This is a genomic window from Pseudomonas sp. NFACC37-1, from assembly GCF_900101575.1.
Classification (GTDB): domain Bacteria; phylum Pseudomonadota; class Gammaproteobacteria; order Pseudomonadales; family Pseudomonadaceae; genus Aquipseudomonas; species Aquipseudomonas fluorescens_AA.
Map to the genome: position 1 here is coordinate 1 of NZ_FMUZ01000047.1, position 20,212 is coordinate 20,212.

Consider the following 20,212-nt stretch of genomic DNA (forward strand, 5'->3'; position numbering starts at 1 on the left):
ACCGCACGACCGAGAATCGGCAAGTCACGAACGGTACGCTCGCAATACTCATGAGTGCTTGAACAGGTTTTCTGGCACCCGCCGCAGGATGGGAATCGGGTGGGATGGGGAATCAGGTCGATCTGAAGCGCGTCGCCATCAGGCTTGATCGTGACGACAGAAAAGCCCTCCCAAAAAGGAAGGAAAGTATTAATATCGCGCATAAGAACGCCGGTTTGTTAGATGTGTTTGCTCGCACGAACATCATCAATCAAATCGGCGTTCTTGTTTCTGTGTTTCCCGGGATTCCGTGAAGAACCTTTTTTATGAAGAGATTCAAAGGGGGTCATCGCTCATTAGTGCAACAGGCTGCTGCACAAATCACAAATCACAAATCGAAAACTCGTGGCGCTGTGGCCCCAAGGCTACAGCAATCAGAACAATCTAGATTTTGATGATCGAGGGCTACAAATGACCACGCTGTTCGATGTGGCTGAAATGCTGAAATAGGCTCGAGGTGAGGTCCATTTGAGCCAGAATGCCTTGGCCAGTCGCGCTGGCGTATCACGTTCGACGGTGGCGCGTATGGAAACATTGGCTAAGGGAGATATGAGCGTCTCGGCCCTTGTCCGGTTACTGGAAGCAGCCGGATACGACTTGAAACTGGTGAAGGCAGGTCATGAACGCACGGTTGAGGACATCCTGGCCGAGCAGCGTTCCAGAGCGGGCGAGTCGTAGTCAGAGATGGAGCGCACCGTGACTAAAATCCAACTATCACAGCAACTGTTCAATAATTCTCAATAAATTCAACCGGGCTCAGCACAGTCCAGCCCTCAACAGCAGGGTCGTCGGCAACATACATAGCTATACGAAGCTCGGGCCAGGCAACTTCTACCTCCGCAATCACCTCCTCTTGGGCGTTGGTGACTTCGTAACCAATCACCGGCACCCCAAAACCTTTGTGTCGACCGTGCATAAGCCCGCCATGCACTGCAAGATCGGCTAGTGCCATAGCTTGAGTCCAATCGTCAGCAACGATGCCCTGCTCGCGACGCAAACGATTAAGAATTTGCATGTTTTGAGTCGAGATAAACATATGGTCGTGCAGCGGCTGTTTACGGTGACAGTCAACACAGAGGGGAAGGAGGTTTGCCGAGCTGTTGTCCTGCTTTACGCCATTGACATGGTGAACGTGCAATAGATGGCGATGCTCTGTGAGGTTTACAGCACACGCCTCGCAAGTGAATCCACAGCGCCGACGGACATCAGCGGAAATTTCCGCCCAGTCCTTTGTGTAATCATTGCCGAGAGCCCGCTGCGTCAAGCTGCGTGGCAGGTGTCGAAAGCTCGTACTGTAAGTTTCAAAGAACTTTCCAATCTCGAAACTATTCCAGATAGTCGAGCGTGTGCCTTCATGGCAATAATTCTGGTAATTGAGCTTTTCCAAGCAGTTCTTACATACGAGCAGACGAGAGTCCAGCTCGTCACGAACACCTCGGCTGTTCTTGCCACTGATCGGGAAAATCCCGCTCAAATTATTCGTCACCACATAGCGCTCAAAGCGTCCTTTGCTGCGCATGTCGTTAAGCGTTTTGCAGTCTGCCACATGGAAACGCTTACCCTTATCTGGAGAAACCTGCACTACGTCAACTGGAGAAAATTGGTCAGGGATGTACAGCAACACCTGGCGTCCATCGACACTCAGCAGCCCGTTGATGACATTCAAGTCGTCGAGTTGAACCTCGCGCCCCTCCAACAGCGCAATATCGATAGGGTCAAGCTGTGCGGCTGCCGTCCAATCGAAATCAATCGTCTCCGTATCTAGCCGTTTGACCTGAGCCCACAGCTCGGAAAAATCAACGTTGATTTCCATCGAGCCTCTCTATGATCGTACGGATCTGCAGTTCAGAGTTGGTGATCACCCGAAAGTTAACACGTCGTGAGCGGGCGGCATCCTCAGTACTGTTACCTGTGTCTACAAGGCGCCGTGAGGAGGAGTAGCCGACTGCTGCAAAGCTTGAGCGCACCCATTCCCTATCTGCCCCGGATGTCAATTTCGATAGTACGTACTGCAACACCGAACGCGTCCGATCCTGTGATAGGGCCATATTCGGAAAATAGGCTTCATCACCATGTCGTGTTCCCCAATCACTACTGGTATGCCCTTCGATACGAATCTCATCAATCGCCTCCCTATAGCGGGAAAGCACCGTCACATAACGCGGAAAGAAATCCGAAAGCATTACCTGGAACTGTGTACTAAGCTCCGGTGAGCCTGAGCGAAACAGTACCTCGGGATTGTTGAAGATCACTTGCAGAGTGTTGCGATCTATCGACGCATTCCAACGTGGCAAGTCACTCTTAAACTCATTATTCAGGTCGTTGTAGATTGCCACCTGTGTGTCCTTATAGGCGACCGCAATCTCTTTGATGTTTTCTCGCTCGACTTGCACGTAGTACATATAGGCTACAGCGATGAACAAGAACATCATCATCAATCCGGACATCAGATCGGAAATGCCAATCCAGTGCTCGGCATCCTCCTTCTTCGAATGCCGATTGCGGAACAGGTTGTCCAGGGAGCTCATTACGAACGCACCCTGCTTGCCAGTTCTGCATGATCATCAGCAATCCTACGGGAGATAGTGGCTAGGGCCGATCCCATTTCCCTGAAAACTTTCTCCAGTTCACGCCCGATGGCCTGATCCATAGCATTAAGCTGAGCTTGCAGAGATGCGTTCGCCCGTTCGGTAGCCTCCCTGACCTGAGCTTCCACTGATCCCATGGTACGGTTCGCAGAACCTTGAATCAGCGACTCAGTCTGACTGAGGTTACCCTCTACGGTAGAGCGCAACGTATTCATCGCGGCATCAACTGTCGATGTGAGGCTGTCTTGAATCTTCCCGGTCGCTTGCTTAAATACTTCCGTCAATGAGCCAGACGCCTGCTCGACTGCCAGCCCCATTTGTTGCTCCAGTGACTTTGAATTATTCAGCATGATTTCTAGTGTGCCGCGCACAGAGGAGCCGAACTCCTGCGCTGCATCCTTCATGTTCTCGCTGATCTGTTCCGTCTGGCTGCTGATCACATGCGAGGCCTCAGTTAAGGCGGTATTGGTGAGGTCAACCGAGCGTCCAAACTCCATTGAGCCTTCATGCATGGTAGAGATGACACCCTGCATACCATCCGAAAGCGACTTAGAGAGAGTATCCATATGCTGTTGTAACTCTGGCACCGCGCTGGTGGCTTTATCGCGCATAGCAATGAAGACATCCAGATGCTGCTGCAGCTCCTGAATTTGGTGCTGATTGACCTGCAATACTGGCTCTAGCTTGCCGATAGCCGTCGGAATGCTCTGGCAGTGATTATCAATTGAGTCAATGGATTGCTCGGAGCTCGTCAACGAGCGACTGATCGCCTCATTAGCAGTAGCAGTACGTTCAAGCTCACGCACAGCCGTTTCGATACGTGCCTCCAACACTTCTACATGCTGTTTGTACTGCTCCTGCCAGTCGACCATCTTGATAACAGCCTCGTTGAGCGCCTTGAAATTGTCGCCGAACTGCTCCACCAGATGCTTATTGAAATCCTGAATCACCTGTCGAAGTGCATTGATAACCGTCTCTGTGGCAGATTGCGCGAGCATCTCGCTAAAAAGGACCAACTGTTTAAAAAGTTTGTCCTGAAATTCGCGCTGTCCACGATCCAAGCTATTCCGAAAGTCGCCCATATCTGACCGCAACAGCTTGAGTTGCCCGGCTACCGAGCCTTCCTCATTGCCAGCGAGCGAGTGGTTAAGAGCCTCCAACAATTTCTCCTGTCGGTTCATAACGCCGTAGATATGCTCAGGCGTAACCGAGTCAGGCTGCTCTGCCTTCTCACGTGCGGGCTCAAACCACCAAGCATCCAAAGCCTTAAGTAAGATCGACAGTGTCATGCCGACCAGACTGGTGATAAAAGCGGTTTTCAGACCATCGAGGAGGTCCTCAATACTGCTCTTGATGTCGTGTGAGTTGAAGTCTAGCAAACCGATCACGATACCGATAAAGGTACCCAATATGCCCAGTGATACCAGTACCGCGGGCGAGTGCTCGACAAAAAAACCGTGCTTGCCGGTTTTGCCTTGAATGATTGCCATGGCAAAGATTGCCGCCATTACCCAGATGAACAATTCAGTCATCGTCCCCGCGGAGGCAGACCTCAGGGCTCCCTCAAGGTATTGGCTTATCATTTACAAACTCCAGAATCAGGCGCGGGGGAAAAAATAGGGAAATATGTAGCGTTCTCGAAAAAAGTCCAGACTATGCGGTAGTCGGCTTTTCGGTTGGCGAGCGTGGGGGGAGTGGTGTAGCGAATGGTACGGTTAGCCCAATACGATTTTAGTAGGCCGATCCGTACCATCAAAGGTATAGACCAGGGCAGCGTGCCCCGGGCCTGTGTAATGAGGCGGGTGATATCCATTTCCTGACCTTCAGTACTCCTGAGTTGATGAATATTACCGAAAATAAGCGCAAGTTGTTGGCTCTGATTGAAAACTGAAGCTAGCACGCGCCGAGTCTTGTGCCGGGTAGCTTTGCGCCTTGATGGTGGAAGTGATGCAGCGCCTTTGTTCGAGTTAGTATCCGCAGCCTTTTCCCTTCGAGCCTACGACTAAAGGAGGTCTTGTTGTGGCTAAGGCTCTCATCCTGGCGTAAAAAAGGTCTTGCTTGGCAAGACCTTTTTCGTATCCGAGAGTCCCGAAATGATGGGCTCTAATTTGTGCATGAGGTACTTGCACAATTGCCTCTGTTGAATGCCACTTCGCTCTGCGAAGGAACGTCGATGGCTGGCTTCCTGAAAAGCTTCACACTGAAACTACGGGCATAAAAAAACGCTCAATTTGTGCGTAGCTGCCGAAGCGGCCATAGGCATGGCGGGTGTGTGTTGCGCAGAGGTTATGTGCCGCTACGCCGTTTTTCAAATGTTTGGCAGTGCTCTCAGATTGTGCAACAGCCTGTTGCACGATTATCCGGATGAGATAGACGTTAACCCTAACAGGTCTCCGTCTCTAGTCTAAAACTACTGGAAGTCAGCCGCTTCAAGGCAATATCAATCGCCTGATCATCGAACAGCTTGCTTTTACGAGCCGCAGCACCCGCTCCGCCATCCCAATGTTTCAACGCTTCGCGCACGGCAGGAACAGTCGGGGAAATCCCATCCTGGCTCAGCAGCCAATCAACCGTAGCCAACAATTCCATGCCGAAAGGCGACTCAAAACCATCGATCAACTCGGCGGTGCGCTCCAAGGCCTGGGCGTATTCCTTGGCTTCTGTTTGGAGATAAGTCTGTAGGAACGCTTTGCGCCCTTCGTCAAACCAGATCACATCGCTGATACCAGCATCACTGATACGCTTGTCGCAATGCAGATAACTGCCATCCAGGTTATTGAGCAGATGCTCCAGCCGGTTGGCATATGGCCCGTACTTATGCGCAACGAACTGGAGATTCAGAGGGTTTTCGGTGTTTGGCAGCTTTTCGATGGCGCGCTCAAGGAACCAGGCCAACTTCTGAATCTCAAGCAGGCTGCATTCCATACCCAGAATCCAGTAGCGACGAACCAGTTCGGCAATCAGCGCACGAGCAGGAGTGAGATTCTCCACACCGCTACGCTTAGCGACGTTCAGATACTGGTTGGAAGGCTCGAACACCAACACATCGACATCAAGATCACTCAAGATCTCAACAATCTGTTCGCGAACCTCTGGCCACTTCAAACCACCGTTGCCAGCGCCCAGCGGTGGAACCGCGACGGACTTCACATCGTTTTCAATCAGGAAGCGACGCAGATCGTGTAAGCCTTCGGTTATCCACGCCATCTGTGACGGTGATCGCCAGTGCCGTTTGGTCGGGAAGTTCACGATCCAGCGCGGACCCTCCAGCTCGTTGACTGCTGTCACGTGAACCTTGCCTGTCTCCACTTCGTGAGCCTTGCAGGCAGCCGAGTACAGGCGATAATTCTCGGCGAAGCGTTCCTTGAACATCAGCGCGATACCTTTACCCATCACGCCCACGGTATTCACCGTGTTGACGAGGGCTTCGGTTTTGGCTTCCAAGAGGTTGCCTTGGGTGAATCGGATCATTGGAAATACCATCCCGGACGCGCATGCACAGGCAGCGTCAGCCCTCTAGCGGCCTATGCGTTCTTTCATTGCATCGGTGTAGCACATGATGCCAAGGAGTCCTGTAATTGGTAGATGATTATGAATCAGCGCTTCGGCCTGAGACTGCTCAATTTTGGGGGGCTTCAGGATCGCGTTTGAGGCCGCGTCGGTGTAGCTTTTTACGAGATATTGCGACAGGATGGAAGCCATCTGCCAGCAAAAGGAGTATTGCGAGTGTCTCGTCGTCCTGCCAATAAAACCATTCATTACGTCCGAGCTGTCTACCGCGACGGTACAGCCCCCGCCAAAAATTTTGAGCAGTTGGTGCGGCAGGCCATGACTAAGCTTGGGCGTATGGACGAAACAGATATAAGCATGTCAACTCTCGGAGTGGTGAGCGTTCGCCATCGTGAAACGAAAACTGGCGAGTCACTAAGGTTGGCAATCGGAGCTGGCGTTCCTGGCGAACAGATGACCACGATTGGTATCAAGGTCGCAGCAGCCTATGACAATGACCAATCCACGAGTGCTCCCACAAACCGTGCCTTCAAACATGCAGATGCATTTGTTCTTATCGAGGAAAATGATGTACTTCTGGTGACGGAGGGGCCTTTTCGGGTGGCGACTGTTGGGGCGTACCTTCGAGGACTTTTCATCAAGGCTGGGCTTAAAAGTGAAACCGCGGCTTTCGAGCTGAGGAAAGTAACCAATCAAAATATTAAGTCGGTACTTGCTGAAGAAGGAGTTAAAGAACTCCGTTTGGGTACCACTATGCATCAGGCTACAGATGCATTAGCTGAGGTGACGTCCTCAGTAAAAGGCAAATTAAAATCTTTTGTAGGAACACTGAAGAATGCTTTCTCTGATGATATCAGTGAGAAACAGCTGCAACAGCTCGCTGAGCATTGGGGTGAGGTCCAGGTTAGTACTGTAATTAGCGCAAAGGGAGGCTCTCGTGCGGTAGATATAGTTCTCGATGCTATGCTCAATGTTGGTGAGGAGGTGCTGGAGGAGAGTGAGGAAGGGGTGGACGTGACTGTTATTACCCAGAAGGGTACGCCTATACGGTTGAACGAAGTAACACCCACGAAATCGATCCGCCTTTACCGTAGGGAAGGGGCGAATGATCTAATCAATACTGAGGTCTACTCTGAACTTATGACCTACCGAGCTGAGCTCTTGAGAAAAGGACATTGGAAACAGTGAACGCAGTTCAAAGAAAGCTGAGTTGGCGGAAAGTTACGTATTTCTTTACGTGTATAGCCATATCCGTTTTCTTTGCTTGGAAATTTCAGCCAAACTATCATGAAAATAGCAATGCTCTTTCTGTCCTGGTTACTGTGTTCTCGATATTGGCGGGTTTTCTAGTTGCGGTGATGGCGATTGTCGGGAGCGAGCGTGCCTTAAAGGGCGGAAACTGGAGGCAAGACACTTTTTATCTGGCTAAGATTAAGCAGGATTTACATAGGCATGCTACGCTTTTTTATCTATATCTTCTGGTTTTGGCACTTTCGTTTCTTGCAACATTGAAGCTCGAATGGCCAGAGGTCGTTCAGGTAAGTGTGGAATATGTTTTGTTGTTTTTGGCTTGTTTGGCGATGCTTCTCTCTTTTTCACTTCCAGGGCAGTTGACTCGTAGACATGTTAGCGACTTTGAAGCTGTCATAAAGTTGCGCCGTGACAAAGAGGTTAATAGCGTTGTTGGAAAACATCCGTCAGAGGGAGACTGACTTAAAAATTAATCCCTGCTGTGCTTGAGTGGTATTAGGGATTTTCTTGAGGGATAGCTTGATCCTCTCCGGTTGGCCAACATTCCTTCCGATGCAGCAGGCGATGGTGTCAGAAAGGTGGATACCCCGAACGGTCACGTTGAAGCAGGCTTGCTCCATTGCGTTCAGTTGTCTGATAGAGAGAAGTGTAGGCCGTTGCGGGAATAGGAAGATTCTCCATAGACATCCAATGCAAGCATGTGGCTAGCTTCAAATCGGGTCCCTTTGGGAGTTGAAGTCTCGCTTCCGCCCCTCATTTTTCGAATCGTTTCGACCAGCGTTTTAGCATCTCCTAGCGGCCTACGGTCCCAGACTTTACGGTTTTGTTCCAGTACACTTGGACCATCTCTAGCCTGCAAGCGGAGCAGGCTACCCGAAGGCTGCTCAAGATTTTTTCGAGTAAAAATGACCCTGATTAATTTAAAAGACCTTGAAGCCCACCTATGGCACGCCGCGCACATCATCACCGGCCCCATCGATGCCTCCGACTACAAAACCTACATTTTTCCGGTCCTGTTCTTCAAACGGATCTGCGATGTCTATGACGAAGAGGTCGAGGAGGTGCTGGCCAAGGTCGGTAGCAAGGAGCTGGCGCGCGAAAAGATCTTCCATCGTATCCAGGTTCCTGTTGGTAGCCACTGGGATGACGTGTTCGCCAAGTCCCACAATATAGGTAAGGCACTCAAGAATGCTTTCCTAGGTGTAGAGCAAGCCAACCCCCAGTTGCATGGTATCTTCGGCGACGCTAGCTGGACCAATAAAGAGCGCCTGCCGGATGAGCTGCTAGCCACACTGCTCAACCACTTCAACAAAGTCGATCTAGGGGTTGCCAGTGTTCGTAACGACGACATGGGGCGGGCCTACGAATATCTGATCAAGCGCTTTGCCGACAAAGCCAACAAGAAAGCTGGCGAGTTCTACACCCCGCGCACCATTGTGCGGCTGATGGTCAACATTCTTGACCCCAAAGCGGGTGAAAGCGTTTATGACCCGGCTTGCGGCACGGGCGGCATGTTGCTGGAGACCATTCACCACGTTCGAGAAAACGCGGGTGATCCCCGGCTACTGAAGCTCAAAGGTCAGGAAAAGAATCTGACCACTGAAGCCATTGCCCGCATGAACCTGTTTCTCCATGGCCAGGAAGACTTTGAGATTGTTCGCGGAGATACCTTGCGTGAGCCCAAGTTCCTGATCTATGACCGGCTCGAAACCTTTGATTGCGTGATCGCCAACCCACCGTTCAGTCTCAGTGAGTGGGGGCATGAGCAGTGGGCGGCAGACCCATATAGCCGCAACAAGTTTGGGCTGGCTCCAAAAACCAACGGTGACTTCGCTTGGGTGCAGCACATGTTCGCCTCCCTAAATGCCGATGGGCGCATGGCGGTTGTGCTGCCCCATGGCGTGCTGTTCCGTGGTGCGGCAGAGGGCCGAATTCGCACCAGCCTGCTCCGAGAGAACCGCATCGAGGCTGTTATCGGCGTGGCCCCCAACCTGTTTTACGGCACTTCTATCCCAGCTTGCATCCTGTTGCTGCGCAAGCATCGCCCTGATGAGCATCGTGACCATGTACTGATCATCAATGCCGAGGAGATTTTCACCAAAGGCCGCGCGCAAAACATCCTGAGCAATGTCCAGGCGGACCAGATTTACCAGATCTACCAGGAGCAGTATCAGCAAGGCCCCTCTGCCACAGCTTTAGAAGGCGTAGCGCGTTGGGTGCCGCTGGGTGAAATTGCAGAAAACGACTTCAACCTGAACATTGCCCGCTATGTGCAAAAGCCACTGGAAGAAGAGACCATCACCGTCGAAGAGGCGCTGAAGGACTTCCAGCAGAAACTGGCCGCACTGGAGCACGCCGAGCAGGAGCTAGAAGAACTGCTGATTAAGGAAGGGTTTGAGCTATGAGCACGGATAGCGCCGACAGTAACACTTCGCAGTTCATCATCTACCAGAGCGAAGACGGGCAAACCCGGCTGGATGTGCGCTTTGTCGACGAGTCGGTATGGCTGACCCAGGCCCTAATGGCGGAGCTGTTCAGCACCACGCCAGAGAACGTGCTGATGCACCTGAAAAACATTTTCTGCGAGGCCGAGCTTGAGCAAAACGCAACTACTAAGGATTTCTTAGTAGTTCGCCAAGAAGGCAAACGCCAGGTAAAGCGAAGCCTCAAGCACTACAACCTGGACGCCATCATCTCCGTGGGGTATCGCGTACAGAGCCATACGGCAACCCGCTTCCGCCAGTGGGCCACACGGCAGTTGCGCGAATACATTGTCAAAGGCTTCGTGCTCGATGACGAACGTCTGAAAAACCCCGACCAGCCCTTCGACTACTTCGAAGAGCTGACGCGGCGCATTCAGGATATTCGCACCAGCGAAAAACGCTTCTACCAGAAGATCACCGACATCTACGCCACCAGTGTGGACTACGATCCAACCCAGGATGCCAGCATCGGCTTCTTCAAAACTGTGCAAAACAAAGTGCACTGGGCAATTACTGGGCAAACCGCTGCCGAGCTCATTCACCACCGCGCCGATAGCAGTAAACCCCATATGGGCCTGACCAACTGGCGCGGTGCCAAGGTGCGCAAGCAGGATATCGCCAACGCCAAGAACTACCTTACGGCAGACGAACTCAGCGCCTTGAACAACCTGGTCGAGCAATACCTGGTGTTTGCCGAGGGCCAGGCCATGCGCCGCATCCCCATGTCCATGGCTGATTGGGTGAAAAAGCTTGATGGCTTCCTGACCTTGAACGACCGCGACATTCTCGACAATGCCGGCAAGATCTCCCACGACATGGCCAAGCAACACGCCGAGTCGCAGTACGAGCAGTTTCACCTGCAGCGCCAACATGAAGATACCGTCGGCGCAGACAAACGCCTCGCCGACCTGAGCCAGCTTGCTCATCAGCTATCAGACAAGACTCGTAAGAATGATTGATTACCAGAAAAGTCAGGCCTCCCGGCTCGGCAAAAAGAAACTCGAAGACCTCCTTTGGGGAGCGGCCGAGTTTCTGCGCGGACAGATCGACGCCTCTGACTACAAACAGTACATCTTCCCGCTACTGTTCTATAAACGGCTGTCCGACGTTTACCTTGAAGAGTATGTCGAAGCCATGGAAATCAACGATGGCGATGCTGACTATGCCGTCATGCCCATGTTCCACCGCTTCCATATTCCCCAGGAGGCGCGCTGGGAAAAGGTGCGCCACACCAGCAAGAACATCGGCGAAGCCATCCAGAATGCCCTGCGCTTGATCGAGACCCACAACGAACGCCTGCATGGCGTATTCGGCGATGCACAGTGGACTAACAAGGAGCGTTTGCCCGATCACTTGCTGGCAGACCTGATTCAACACTTCAGCAAAATCCCCCTAGGCCTCAAATCAGTGGCCCAGGACGACTTGGGCGAAGCTTATGAATATCTGATCAAGAAGTTCGCCGACGACTCCGGCCACACTGCCGCTGAGTTCTACACCAACCGCACCGTGGTGCACTTGATGACCCGTATCATGGGTCTCAAACCCGGTGAAACCGCCTATGACCCCACCTGCGGCACTGGCGGCATGCTGCTTAATGCGGTGATGGACCTACGGGGCGAAGGTAAGGAATGGCGTAGTGTCAAACTCTACGGTCAGGAAGTTAACCTGCTCACCTCCGCCATCGCTCGTATGAACATGTTCCTGCACGAGATCGAAGAGTTCGAAGTGCTACGCGGCGATACCTTGGCCGAGCCAAAATTTATCGAAGGCGACCAGCTCAAGCAGTTCGATGTGATCTTCGCCAACCCGCCGTACTCCATCAAAAAATGGAACCGCGACAAGTTCGCTGCCGATCCCTATGGCCGCAACCTCTATGGCGTACCGCCCCAGGGCTGCGCGGACTACGGCTTTTACACCCATATCATCAAAAGCCTGAAACCCGACACCGGTCGCGCGGCCATGCTCTGGCCGCACGGCGTGCTGTTTCGCGACTCCGAGCAGGCCATCCGTAAGCAGGTGATCGAGTCGGACATTATCGAGGCCGTGATCGGTCTCGGCCCCAACCTGTTCTATAACTCGCCGATGGAATCCTGCGTGATCGTGCTCAACTGCAACAAGCCCGCCGAGCGAAAAGGCAAAGTCCTGTTCATCAATGGCGTCGAGCATGTCACCCGTGAGCGCGCCCATAGCCGACTCTCGGACGATGACCTGGCCGTGTTATCCGAGGCCTATTTGACACCGTGCAAGGATCCGGCCATTACCGCGCTGGTAGATGTTGACGCAATTCGCGAAAACCAGCACAACTTGTCAATTCCGCTTTATGTACAGGCCGTGAATGACGAGGAAGTACACGACATTGAACATGCCATCGAAGCCTGGAAAATTAGCCGGGTTCAGCTGAAAAAGCAGACCAGTAAATTGTTTAAAAGCCTCGCAGAGTTGGGGTACGAGGTGAATAACGCATGACAGCGCAGCAGTTACCCGAAGGTTGGCAGATGGTGAAGTTTGGGGATATTGCCAAGCATATTTCCAAGCGCGTAGAGCCCAGCGAAACCGAGCTGAATATTTATGTGGGCTTGGAGCATTTGGACCCAGACAGCTTAAAAATAAAGCGCCATGGTGTACCCAGTGATGTAGCTGGACAAAAGCTACTAGTTAAAAAAGGCCAAATTATTTTTGGTAAGCGCCGGGCATATCAGCGCAAAGTTGCCGTCGCAGATTGGGACTGTATTTGCTCTGCGCATGCGATGGTGCTCGAGGAGAATCACACCAATGTAGTCCCAGGTTTTTTGCCATTCTTTATGCAGTCCGATAGTTTCATGAGTCGCGCAATTGTAATTTCCGAGGGGTCTCTTTCTCCAACTATAAAGTGGAAATCTCTATCTAAGCAGGAATTTCCATTTCCGAATAAAAATGTCCAAAATTCCCTCCTGAAGATTTTAGAAAAAATAAGGCGCTTAGAAAGCTTACTTAGTGAGTGCGAACATTCGCGTGCAAGTCTGAATGACACATTGGTTTTGCATGAAACGAAATCAAATGTTCAGGTGCAAAGCCTTAAGGCTGCAAGAGAGTTAAATTCTGACAGTGATTGGAAAATGTACTCGCTTCATCAGCTAGCAAATGAGGAAAAGAATAGCTTTGCCATAGGGCCATTTGGGAGCGATCTTGTTGTTTCTGATTTCAGGTCCTCGGGCAATCCCGTGATTTTTGTTCGTGATATCAAACCTAACAAATACAACTGGGTCAGCAATACCTTTGTCGACTCTGTTAAGTTCAAAAGTTTAAAGGCGCACCATGTTAAATCCGGTGACGTTATATTTACAAAGATGGGGCTTCCGCCTGGCATTGCAACGGTTTATCCGGTTGGTGAGCCTGACGGCATTATCACCGCAGATATAATTAGAATTAGGCCGAACTCCAAAATAGTTAACCCTGAGTATCTTGCTTACGTAGTGAACTCTAAGCTCTTTAAGCAGCAGGTACGAATGATTACCGCTGGTCAAACAAGGCCAAAGCTGACTTTGTCAGACTTCAAGAAGCTTGTTGTTTATTTGCCTAGAATTGAAATTCAAGAAATGCTCGTCGCTAAATTTCATGCCGTTAGGGATGTGCAGGTTTATAGAAAGCCTTTGTCGAGCTTAGCCAGCGCTCTTATATAGGGATTTTATGTTTAACGAACAAACCGTCACTGAAAATGGAATTATCGACCGCTTAAAAAACTTAAGCGGGGTAAAGTGGACTTACTGCCACGGCGAGAACCTGCCGAAGAAGCCGCAGGATATCTTTGTCGATGAGTGGCTAAAAGACGCGTTATGTTCGTTAAACTCAGCGATTGGCCAACAGCCGGATTACGCCGATGAGGTGATCCACAAGTTGCGCGGCGTGCTATTGGAAGCACCGCACAGCGGTCTGGTGCGGGCCAACGAAAACTTCCAAGCCTGGCTGCTGGCCGAAAAAACCTTGGCCTTTGGCGAGAACGGCGAGCACGTCACCATCAACCTGATCGACTTCGACAACTTCGACAACAACCATTTCGTGGTGGCCCAGCAGGTACACTATGTGGCGGCTGGCGAGGTGTTCTTCGATGTCGTGCTGTATGTAAACGGCATCCCGTTGGTGGTGGGTGAGGTGAAAAGCGCCACTCGCCCCAGTGTTAGTTGGCAAGACGGTGCTGCTGACTTTATGGGTGGCAAGAAGCACTATTGGCAGCATGTGCAGGCCTTCTTCGTGCCCAACCTGCTGTGCTTCGCCAGCGAGGGCAAAACCTTTGCATATGGCGCGATCAATGCCCGTGTCAAGGACTGGGGCCCCTGGCACCACACTGATCAGCGCGAAGATATTCCTGCCACCTTGGCCTCCGTGCTGGCGAGCGCCGAAGGGCTGCTGAACCCGCAAACCCTGCTGCAACTGCTGGCTTCGTTCGCGCTGTTCTCCACCCATAAAACTGGTAAAGACACGCCGCCCAAGCGCATCAAATTGTTGCCGCGTTACCCGCAGTTCGAGACGGCCAAGCAGATTGTCGAGCGGGTCAAGCAGGGTTACCCGAAAAAAGGCTTGATCTGGCACTTCCAAGGTTCAGGCAAGTCGCTGCTGATGCTCTACGCGGCCAAGATGCTGCGTGCCGACAACGAGCTGAAAAACCCCACCGTGCTGATCGTGGTCGACCGCCGCGATTTGGACAGCCAGATCAGCGAGACCTTCGGCGGTGCCGATGTGAAAAACCTGATCAAGGTGCAAAGTTGCAAAAAACTCGGTGAACATATAGAGCAAGACAGCCGCGGGATTCTGATTACGACCATTTTCAAGTTCAAGGATGTCGAGGTTGATGAACTCAACCCGGATGGCCTGAACAATCGCGACAACATCATCGTCCTGGTAGATGAAGCTCACCGCACCCAGGAAGGCGGTCTGGGCGAAAAGATGCGCTGGGCGCTACCCAATGCTCACTTCTACGGCCTGACCGGTACGCCGATCTCCGGCATCGAGCGCAACACCTTCAAGTTGTTCGGCGCCGATGAAGACCCTGGCCGCTATATGAACCGCTACAGCTACAAGCAGTCGATCCGCGACGGTGCCACCAATCCGGTTAAGTTCGAACCCCGTTTAGCCGAATTGCGGGTCGACCGTGAGGCGATCAATGAAGAATTCGAGCAACTGGTCAAAGACAACAATCTGGACGAGGACGAAAAATCCGTTCTGTCCAAACGCGCCGGTAAGCTGGCCGTGATGCTCAAGGCACCGAAACGCATGGAGGCCATCAGCACCGACATTGCTGAACACTTCACCAGTCATGTGCAGCCGAAAAAGATGAAGGCTATGGTGGTGGTCTATGACCGCGATGCCTGCGTGCAGATGTATTACCTACTTGGTAACAAGCTGGGTTTCGACGCACTGGAGGTGGTCATGAATCTCGACCAGGCGCCGGTGAAGGATGAGAACGGCAAGCTCAACAAGGACTGGAACAAGTGGAAGGAAGATCTCAATCTACCGATCCAGCAAGCCGACTTTGAGCGCTGGCAGAAATTCGATGGTGAAGAGCTGGCGCAGAAAAACCTTCTGGAAACCTACAAAGATCCGAAACAACCCCTGCAACTGCTGATCGTGACCGCCAAGCTGCTGACCGGTTTCGATGCGCCAATCTGCTACTGCATGTACTTGGATAAACCCCTACGCGACCACACCTTGCTGCAGGCCATGTGCCGCACTAACCGACTGTATGAGGCGGACGGGGTGGTCAAGCGAATGGGCCTGATCATCGATTATCTGGGTGTATTCGAAAACCTGCGCACGGCGCTGGCCTATAACCCGGAAGAGATCGATGGGATTGTCGAAGGCATCGAGAAATTCAAGGAGTTGCTGCCAGAGCAGCTGAAGCTGTGTCTGGCCTTCTTCCCGAACGTGGACCGCACTCTGGCAGGCTTTGACGGCATCCTGGCCGCACAGGAATACTTGCCGGACAATAAAAGCCGCGATGAGTTTGCCGCAGCCTTTGGCGTGCTGACCAAACTCTGGTCGGCCATCAACCCTGACCCTTTCCTCACGCCCTACCGACAGGATTACAAATGGCTGGCGCAAATCTATGAGTCAGTACGCCCGGTTGGTCAAACGGGGGCGCTAGTCTGGGCAGCGTTAGGGCCTGAGACCATCAAGATGATTCACGAGCACACCGATATCAGTCGCATACGCGATGATATCGATGAACTAATCATGGATGAACACGCGATCTTCACCCTGACCGAGAAAGAGCAGGAGAAACGTGCCCGCCGACTGGAAATAGACTTGATGGGTCGTCTGCGCGGCCATGGCGAGGCGGTGTTTGTCGAGCTCGGCGAGCGCCTGGAGAAATTACGCCGAGAGTATGAAGCAGGCGTAATCAAGGCCATCGATTGGCTCAAGGGCCTATTGGACGCCGCCAAAGATACGGTGCAGGCCGAGCGTGAAACCGGTGACTCCGTGGTAACGGAGGCAGACAACAAGCAGGCGCTGACCAAACTATTCTTGGAAACCCGTCCGGAAACCACACCAAAGCTGATTGGTGATGTGGTCGAGCAGATCGATAAAATTGTGAAGGTTACCCGTTTTGATGGTTGGCAAAACTCCAACAGTGGCCCACGCGAAATCCAAAAAGCTCTGATGTTGACCTTGGCGCAGTTTGGCCTAAGCAAAGATAGGGATCTATTCGAAAAGGCATACGCCTATATTGAGGAGCATTACTAAGTCGATGTGGCGCTGCTGAGATTTGAAATGTATTTCAAAGACGCATTAAAAAGCCGGCTTATGGCCGGCTTCTCGTTGACTAACTCAGTTCGTTTTTGACAAACCTCACCAGCCTTCAAAACGTACATCCGGCTCTTGCGGCCGGCTGTGGGACTTGGTCAGAAAGTGATCTGCCTTGTCGGTGCGAGGCGTGGGCTCGCAAATGTGGGGCGGAGGATACGCGGGTTTTTGGCAGAATCCCAGTGGTAAGTGGTGTGGAATCATTGGGTTATCGCTGATTCAAGGGGAAAAGCGGGGGCTGCTTCGCAGCCCAGCGGGGATGAATCCCCTCGCCACAGATGTGCTCACCATTGAGGCTTCTAATCACTGAAGCCCCACCACTAGGGGCTTCGGTGGTTGTCTTTCCGTTCGGGTGGGTTAGTCGTACACCGGCGGTCTCTGTTTGTTGAGGGTGGACCACCAGAACACCCAGCCGATCACCCGTATGTTCTGCGCCTCGATCTGTTCGGCGCTAAAGACTTCGTCCGGGTAGGCCGCGCTGTTGTGGCTGCGCAGGCGCAGGCGGTTGCCGGGGATGCGGTGCAGGTATTTGATGCGCAGCATGCCGTCGTGTTCGAGGGCGTAGATTTGGCCGTCGACGATTTGGGTCAGGCCGCGGTCGATGGCGAGGGTGGAGCCGTCTTCGATGCGTTCGGCCATGCTGTCGCCGACCATGGTGAGGCAGATGGCGTCGCTGGGGTTTATTTCCAGGGTTTCGAGGTGGCTGCGGGGCAGGCGGATGGATTGGTCGGGGATTTCGACGATGTGGGTTTTGGTTTCGCCGGGGGCGATGGGGACTTCCTTATAGAAAGGCAGTTCGATGTCCGTGGGTTCCAGCACGCTGTAGACGCCATCGTTTTCGGCCGCCTCGTAGGTGGTGCCGGGGCCGAGGCCCAATGGGGTCTGCGGGCCTTCGCCGTGGGCGAGCCATTCCGGGCTGACGGTCAGCAGGCTGGCGATGGAGTGGATGCGCCCTGGTGGGATGCCACGGTTGAACCAGTTGTTCACGTGTTGGGATTTCACGCCGTATAACTTCGCGAAGTCGGCGGATCGGATGTTCGCTTCTTTTAGAAGGGCGCGGAAGCGGTCGCCACTGGAAAGTTTTTTCATAAACGGAAAGTTTAGGGACGACTGTGTTTTCGGCAATAAACATGTCGTTCAAATATATAAGACGATCTTTCCGTTTTTGGGATTTGAAAGGCGCGGGCTAAACGTGGGTAAACGATGTTAATACAGCTTCGTATTAGGGGCCATTAAGGCATAAAAAAACCCCGGGGCAAACCGGGGTTCTTTTCAAGTTTGTTTCAGCCTTTGTAGGCGGCAACCGACTTGGTGATCGCTTCGCGGGCGGCGTCTGCGCCGGCCCAGCCTTCGATCTTGACCCACTTGCCTTTTTCGAGGTCTTTGTAGTTCTCGAAGAAGTGTTCGATCTGCTGGATCAGCAGTGGTGGCAGGTCGGTGTATTCCTTCACGTCGACGTACAGTTGCGACAGTTTGTCGTGTGGCACTGCGATGACTTTGGCATCGCCGCCGCCGTCGTCGGTCATGTTCAGGATGCCGACTGGACGGGCGCGGATGACCGAGCCTGGGGCCACTGGGTAAGGGGTCACGACCAGCACGTCGAGGGGGTCGCCGTCGTCGGCCAGGGTGTTGGGGATGAAACCGTAGTTGGCCGGGTAGAACATGGGGGTGGCCATGAAACGGTCAACGAACAGGCAGTCGCTGTCTTTGTCGATTTCGTATTTGATCGGGGCGTGGTTGGCCGGGATTTCGATCGCGACGTAGATGTCGTTCGGCAGGTCTTTGCCAGCCGGAATCTTGCTGTAGCTCATTGGGCGGTGCCCCCGTTAGTTGACCAAATGACTTGGTCGGATTGACCAAAAAGTGGCGGCGATTATAGGCATATTCGGCCGCTGTTGCCACGTTACCAGGGTCTTAGAGACCTTAGTATGACGCCTGATAGACCGGATCTTCGGCTTGAAGTTGCCGCAGCCGGGCCAAAGGATCCTGGCGGTAGAAGGCCTTGAGCTGTTCATAGACCCGTGGATAGGCCTGGTGCAGCAGGTCCGGGGCGCTGAAGAAGTATTCGCTGGTGACGGCGAAGAACTCGGCGGGGTTTTCGGCGGCGTAGGGGTCGATGAGGGTTTCTGCGTCGGGGTTCTGGTCCAGTTGGCGGTCGAGGTCGTCGAAGGCCTGTTGCATGGCTTCGGCCCAGTCGCTGACGCGCATGCCGGGGTGCAGTGGCGGCAGGCCGTTGGCGTCGCCGTTGAGCATGTCGAGTTTGTGCGCCAGTTCGTGGATCACCAAGTTGTAGCCGTCCCAGCCGCCGCTGGCCATCACGCCGTCCCAGGCCAGGATGATCGGGCCTTGGGGCCAGGCTTCGCCGCTGTGTTCGCCGTCCCATTCGTGCTCGATGCCGCTGGCGTCGCGGTAGCGCTGGGGGCTGAGGAAGTCGTCGGGGTAGAGGACGATTTCGTGGAAGCCCTGGTACCAGTTCAGCTCGCCCAGGTGCATCAGCGGCAGTTGGGCCTGGGCGGCGAGCAGCAGGCGTTGTTCCTGGTGCAGTTCGACGCCGGGCAGGGCGGTGAGGTGTTTATCGTGCAGGAACAGTACGCAGGCTTCTCGCAGCCACTGGTCCTCGGCGGCGCTGATACCGTCGAGGAAGCTCAATTGTTGGCGCACCCGTTGCCAGGTGTCCTCGGCCACGGGGTGTTTGGCGAGGGTGCGTCGGCGGCGCCAGTTGCTCAGGGACCACATGGGCGATCAGGCTTTCGAAGCGCGCTGGTTCATTTTGCTGCGCACCAGGCTGATGATCATCGGCAACAGCGACACCAGGATGATGCCCACCACCAGCAGCGACAGGTTCTGCTTGATGAAGGGCACGTTGCCGAAGAAGTAACCGAGGGTCACCAGGCCGCCGACCCAGAGGACGGTGCCGAGGACGCTGAAGCCGAAGAAACGCAGGTAATTCATTTTGCCCACGCCGGCGACGAAGGGGGCGAAGGTGCGGATGATCGGCAGGAAGCGCGCCAGGGTCACGGTTTTGCCGCCGTGTTTGTCGTAGAAGTCGTGGGTTTGCTGCAGGTAGTCGCGGCGGAAGATTTTCGAGTTGGGGTTGCTGAACAGTTTCTCGCCGGCGGTGCGGCCGATGAGGTAGTTGGTGCTGTCGCCGAGGATGGCCGCGAGCATCAGCAGGCCGGCCAGTAGCACGGGGTCCATGGCGCCACCGGCGGCGACGGCGCCGGCGATGAACAGCAGGGAGTCGCCGGGCAGGAACGGCATGACCACCAGGCCGGTTTCACAGAAGATCACCAGGAACAGGATGGCGTAGACCCAGGTGCCGTAGTTGGTCACCAGCAGGTCGAGGTACACATCGAGGTGCAGGATGAGGTCGAGGGGGTTGAAATCCATGCATAACACCTGTGGTGGTGGCCTGGCTCGGCAGGCTTTGGGTCGGGCTTGGAGGATGGCTACAGAGTGTGTAGCTTTTTCTTACAAGCCGGGAAGAGCGGCATTATACGGGCTGGAGGGTGGGGAGCGGGGTGAGTTTGTAGCCAGGGATTTCGACGGTGTTGTGGTTGGGGG

General features: G+C 53.5%; 15 protein-coding genes and 3 pseudogenes. 8 read left to right on the plus strand and 10 right to left on the minus strand.

The annotated features are described in order from the left end of the window. A pseudogene (locus BLP82_RS31410) lies at positions 1-203 on the minus strand (ISL3 family transposase); the annotation flags it as partial. A gap of 298 nt (positions 204-501) precedes the next feature. Here BLP82_RS31410 and BLP82_RS27800 point away from each other — a divergent pair. After that, positions 502-717: pseudogene (locus tag BLP82_RS27800) on the plus strand (helix-turn-helix domain-containing protein); the annotation flags it as partial. A gap of 49 nt (positions 718-766) precedes the next feature. On the opposite strand, the gene BLP82_RS27805 reads toward BLP82_RS27800, so the two are convergent. The 5 genes and pseudogenes from BLP82_RS27805 to BLP82_RS27825 all read right to left on the minus strand — a co-directional run. Continuing rightward, positions 767-1,852, minus strand: coding sequence for a hypothetical protein (locus BLP82_RS27805; RefSeq protein WP_092176012.1), 1,086 nt, complete (start codon positions 1,850-1,852; stop codon positions 767-769). Beyond that, positions 1,836-2,567, minus strand: a complete 732-nt coding sequence (locus tag BLP82_RS27810; protein ID WP_092176017.1) for an OmpA family protein — start codon at positions 2,565-2,567, stop codon at positions 1,836-1,838. Before BLP82_RS27810 ends, BLP82_RS27805 begins: the two co-directional genes overlap by 17 nt. Continuing rightward, the gene (locus BLP82_RS27815; RefSeq protein WP_256576682.1) at positions 2,567-4,159 is read right to left on the minus strand and encodes a hypothetical protein; all 1,593 of its coding nucleotides are present in this window, start codon (positions 4,157-4,159) and stop codon (positions 2,567-2,569) included. The genes BLP82_RS27810 and BLP82_RS27815 overlap by 1 nt, the downstream gene beginning before the upstream one ends. Before the next feature lie 850 nt (positions 4,160-5,009). Then, positions 5,010-6,098: a type II toxin-antitoxin system antitoxin DNA ADP-ribosyl glycohydrolase DarG gene (locus BLP82_RS27820; RefSeq protein ID WP_092176026.1), complete on the minus strand. Its 1,089-nt coding sequence runs from the start codon at positions 6,096-6,098 to the stop codon at positions 5,010-5,012. Next, positions 6,095-6,294, minus strand: a pseudogene (locus tag BLP82_RS27825) (DarT ssDNA thymidine ADP-ribosyltransferase family protein); the annotation flags it as partial. The pseudogene BLP82_RS27825 and the gene BLP82_RS27820, both read right to left, overlap by 4 nt. 59 nt (positions 6,295-6,353) lie before the next feature. Here BLP82_RS27825 and BLP82_RS27830 point away from each other — a divergent pair. The 7 genes from BLP82_RS27830 (at position 6,354) to BLP82_RS27860 (ending at position 16,588) form a co-directional block, all read left to right on the plus strand. Next, a complete protein-coding gene (locus BLP82_RS27830; protein WP_092176030.1) occupies positions 6,354-7,325 on the plus strand; it encodes a hypothetical protein in 972 nt (323 codons plus the stop codon). Continuing rightward, positions 7,322-7,849, plus strand: a complete 528-nt coding sequence (locus BLP82_RS27835; protein WP_092176033.1) for a hypothetical protein — start codon at positions 7,322-7,324, stop codon at positions 7,847-7,849. Before BLP82_RS27830 ends, BLP82_RS27835 begins: the two co-directional genes overlap by 4 nt. A gap of 444 nt (positions 7,850-8,293) precedes the next feature. Beyond that, a complete protein-coding gene (locus BLP82_RS27840; protein ID WP_092176037.1) occupies positions 8,294-9,793 on the plus strand; it encodes a type I restriction-modification system subunit M in 1,500 nt (499 codons plus the stop codon). Then, positions 9,790-10,830: a virulence RhuM family protein gene (locus BLP82_RS27845; RefSeq protein WP_092176041.1), complete on the plus strand. Its 1,041-nt coding sequence runs from the start codon at positions 9,790-9,792 to the stop codon at positions 10,828-10,830. The genes BLP82_RS27840 and BLP82_RS27845 overlap by 4 nt, the downstream gene beginning before the upstream one ends. Continuing rightward, positions 10,823-12,337: a type I restriction-modification system subunit M gene (locus BLP82_RS27850; RefSeq protein ID WP_092176045.1), complete on the plus strand. Its 1,515-nt coding sequence runs from the start codon at positions 10,823-10,825 to the stop codon at positions 12,335-12,337. Before BLP82_RS27845 ends, BLP82_RS27850 begins: the two co-directional genes overlap by 8 nt. Beyond that, the gene (locus tag BLP82_RS27855; RefSeq protein WP_092176049.1) at positions 12,334-13,530 is read left to right on the plus strand and encodes a restriction endonuclease subunit S; all 1,197 of its coding nucleotides are present in this window, start codon (positions 12,334-12,336) and stop codon (positions 13,528-13,530) included. Before BLP82_RS27850 ends, BLP82_RS27855 begins: the two co-directional genes overlap by 4 nt. A 7-nt stretch (positions 13,531-13,537) precedes the next feature. Continuing rightward, positions 13,538-16,588, plus strand: coding sequence for a type I restriction endonuclease subunit R (locus tag BLP82_RS27860; protein ID WP_092176053.1), 3,051 nt, complete (start codon positions 13,538-13,540; stop codon positions 16,586-16,588). Between the two features lie 417 nt (positions 16,589-17,005). Here BLP82_RS27860 and BLP82_RS27865 read toward each other — a convergent pair whose 3' ends face one another. The 4 genes from BLP82_RS27865 to BLP82_RS27880 form a co-directional block, all read right to left on the minus strand. After that, on the minus strand, positions 17,006-17,737 hold the full coding sequence (locus BLP82_RS27865) for a LexA family transcriptional regulator (RefSeq protein ID WP_092176057.1): 732 nt from the start codon (positions 17,735-17,737) through the stop codon (positions 17,006-17,008). Between the two features lie 194 nt (positions 17,738-17,931). After that, positions 17,932-18,459, minus strand: coding sequence for an inorganic diphosphatase (gene ppa, locus BLP82_RS27870; protein ID WP_092176062.1), 528 nt, complete (start codon positions 18,457-18,459; stop codon positions 17,932-17,934). A 112-nt stretch (positions 18,460-18,571) separates the two neighbouring features. After that, complete coding sequence (locus BLP82_RS27875; protein WP_092176066.1) at positions 18,572-19,384, minus strand: M90 family metallopeptidase; 813 nt, start codon at positions 19,382-19,384, stop codon at positions 18,572-18,574. Between the two features lie 6 nt (positions 19,385-19,390). Next, positions 19,391-20,038, minus strand: coding sequence for a DedA family protein (locus tag BLP82_RS27880; protein ID WP_060740459.1), 648 nt, complete (start codon positions 20,036-20,038; stop codon positions 19,391-19,393). Positions 20,039-20,212 lie beyond the last annotated feature (174 nt).

What these genes read in the sequence shown, in the direction of transcription:
- BLP82_RS27810 (WP_092176017.1), bottom strand. Translation starts at nt 2,567, where the DNA reads ATGAGCTCCCTGGACAACCTGTTCCGCAATCGGCATTCGAAGAAGGAG.
- BLP82_RS27865 (WP_092176057.1), bottom strand. Translation starts at nt 17,737, where the DNA reads ATGAAAAAACTTTCCAGTGGCGACCGCTTCCGCGCCCTTCTAAAAGAA.
- BLP82_RS27845 (WP_092176041.1), top strand. Translation starts at nt 9,790, where the DNA reads ATGAGCACGGATAGCGCCGACAGTAACACTTCGCAGTTCATCATCTAC.
- ppa (WP_092176062.1), bottom strand. Translation starts at nt 18,459, where the DNA reads ATGAGCTACAGCAAGATTCCGGCTGGCAAAGACCTGCCGAACGACATC.
- BLP82_RS27850 (WP_092176045.1), top strand. Translation starts at nt 10,823, where the DNA reads ATGATTGATTACCAGAAAAGTCAGGCCTCCCGGCTCGGCAAAAAGAAA.
- BLP82_RS27840 (WP_092176037.1), top strand. Translation starts at nt 8,294, where the DNA reads ATGACCCTGATTAATTTAAAAGACCTTGAAGCCCACCTATGGCACGCC.
- BLP82_RS27860 (WP_092176053.1), top strand. Translation starts at nt 13,538, where the DNA reads ATGTTTAACGAACAAACCGTCACTGAAAATGGAATTATCGACCGCTTA.
- BLP82_RS27820 (WP_092176026.1), bottom strand. Translation starts at nt 6,098, where the DNA reads ATGATCCGATTCACCCAAGGCAACCTCTTGGAAGCCAAAACCGAAGCC.
- BLP82_RS27875 (WP_092176066.1), bottom strand. Translation starts at nt 19,384, where the DNA reads ATGTGGTCCCTGAGCAACTGGCGCCGCCGACGCACCCTCGCCAAACAC.
- BLP82_RS27815 (WP_256576682.1), bottom strand. Translation starts at nt 4,159, where the DNA reads ATGACTGAATTGTTCATCTGGGTAATGGCGGCAATCTTTGCCATGGCA.
- BLP82_RS27880 (WP_060740459.1), bottom strand. Translation starts at nt 20,038, where the DNA reads ATGGATTTCAACCCCCTCGACCTCATCCTGCACCTCGATGTGTACCTC.
- BLP82_RS27805 (WP_092176012.1), bottom strand. Translation starts at nt 1,852, where the DNA reads ATGGAAATCAACGTTGATTTTTCCGAGCTGTGGGCTCAGGTCAAACGG.
- BLP82_RS27855 (WP_092176049.1), top strand. Translation starts at nt 12,334, where the DNA reads ATGACAGCGCAGCAGTTACCCGAAGGTTGGCAGATGGTGAAGTTTGGG.